General features: G+C 66.9%; 2 protein-coding genes and 1 pseudogene. 2 read left to right on the top strand and 1 reads right to left on the bottom strand.

Going from position 1 to position 1,711, the window contains the following annotated elements; translation table 11 throughout:
- Positions 1-238: pseudogene (locus VGD20_RS05070) on the bottom strand (hypothetical protein); the annotation flags it as partial.
- Between the two features lie 110 nt (positions 239-348).
- Between VGD20_RS05070 and VGD20_RS05065 the strand changes: the two are divergent.
- Both VGD20_RS05065 and hemF read left to right on the top strand, forming a co-directional pair.
- Positions 349-798, top strand: a complete 450-nt coding sequence (locus VGD20_RS05065; protein WP_331133405.1) for a tRNA (cytidine(34)-2'-O)-methyltransferase — start codon at positions 349-351, stop codon at positions 796-798.
- Positions 795-1,643, top strand: coding sequence for an oxygen-dependent coproporphyrinogen oxidase (gene hemF, locus VGD20_RS05060; protein WP_331133404.1), 849 nt, complete (start codon positions 795-797; stop codon positions 1,641-1,643). Before VGD20_RS05065 ends, hemF begins: the two co-directional genes overlap by 4 nt.
- Positions 1,644-1,711: the final 68 nt, after the last annotated feature.

Raw genomic sequence — 1,711 nt, 5'->3', positions numbered from 1 at the left:
GGTCAGCGTAGTAGTTGCCGTAGCGGGGATCGACGCGGTTGTAGTCATAGCTGCGGTAGGACTGCCAGTCGTCGCGGCGCGCCTCACGATACGCCTTGCGCTCATGCTTCACGTCCTTGCGCCACTCCTTGCGCGCTTCCTTATGGTCCTTGCGGTCGTTCTTGTCGTAAGCGAGCGCCGCGCCGGGCACCGTTGCCAACATGCTTGCGGCGATCAGTGCCGTCGTTATCTTACGCATTTCAGCCTCCACATCGGCTTTAGGGTCGGTAGCGATACGTTCGACCGCCTGAACGGCACCAAAACGACCGCGGATGGACCTGCACCGCGCATCCGATTACACGCCGCGCCATGCGCCTTGCGCTCTACCAGCCCGATCAGCCCGGCAATGTCGGTGCGATGATGCGCCTCGGCGCCTGTCTCGGCGTGCCGATCGATATCATCGAGCCATGCGGCTTCCCCTTCTCGCTGCACGCGGTGAAGCGGTCGGCGCTCGATTACGGCGACCGGGCCGACATCACCGCGCATAACGACTGGGCGGCGTTCCGCACCACACGGTCCGAACGGCTGGTGCTGCTGACCACCAGGGGCAGCGTCGCGCACACCGCGGCCGAATACCGCCCCGACGACATCCTGCTCGTCGGCCAGGAGAGCGTCGGCGCGCCCGAGCATGTCCATGCCGCCGCAGGCCTGCGCGTCCGCATCCCGCTGGCGCCGGGCTTGCGCTCGCTCAATGTCGCGATCGCCGCGGCCATGGTACTCGGCGAAGCGCTCCGCCAGACTGAAGGCTATCCCGAATGACCTATGAGCTCGACGACCAGCAGACCCGCGCGCAGGACTGGTTCCGGACCTTGCGCGATTCGATCTGCGCCGAGTTCGAGGCGATCGAGCGCGAGGCCGGCTCCGACGCCGCGTTCGAGCGTAAGGCCTGGGACCGTACCGACCACAGCGGCGCGCCCGGCGGCGGCGGCGTGATGTCGGTGATGAAGGGCCGGGTATTCGAGAAGGTCGGGGTCAACATCTCGACCGTCCACGGCGAGTTCGCCCCCGACTTCGCCAAGTCGATCGCCGGCGCGGAGGAGGACCCGCGCTTCTTCGCCACCGGCATCAGCCTCGTTGCGCACATGGCCAACCCGCACGTGCCCGCCGTCCACATGAACACGCGCTTCCTCGTCACTACCAAGCGCTGGTTCGGCGGCGGTGCCGATCTCAACCCGGCGATCCCACGCGACGAGGACACCCGCGACTTCCACGCCGTGTTCAAAGCGGCCTGCGACCGGCATTCCCCCGACTATTGGCCGCGCTTCTCGGCGTGGTGCGACGAATATTTCTTCATCAAGCATCGCGGCGTGAACCGCGGCGTCGGCGGCATCTTCTACGACCAGCTGACAACCGGCGACTGGGAGGCCGACTTCGCGTTCACACAGGATGTCGGCCGCAGCTTCCTCGACACCTATCCGGCGATCGTCCGCCGCCGCCGCGACGCGCCGTGGACCGACGCCGACCGCGAGCGCCAGCTGCGCTACCGCGGCCTCTACGCCGAGTTCAACCTGGTCTACGACCGCGGCACGCTGTTCGGCCTCAAGACCGGCGGCAACATCGACGCCATCCTGATGAGCCTGCCGCCGCTGGCGAAATGGGACTGAACGAGAAAGGGCCGCCCCGAACGGGACGGCCCTCTTTCGATCGGATTGCGAAAGTGGCTTACGCCGCT

The organism is Sphingopyxis sp., assembly GCF_036402335.1.
GTDB lineage: Bacteria > Pseudomonadota > Alphaproteobacteria > Sphingomonadales > Sphingomonadaceae > Sphingopyxis.
The sequence above is the reverse complement of the archived record's forward strand: the minus strand, read 5'-3'. Positions and strand labels throughout refer to the sequence as shown.

Excerpts from the sequence above, each read along its gene's own strand:
- VGD20_RS05065 (WP_331133405.1), top strand. The coding sequence starts at position 349 with ATGCGCCTTGCGCTCTACCAGCCCGATCAGCCCGGCAATGTCGGTGCG.
- hemF (WP_331133404.1), top strand. The coding sequence starts at position 795 with ATGACCTATGAGCTCGACGACCAGCAGACCCGCGCGCAGGACTGGTTC.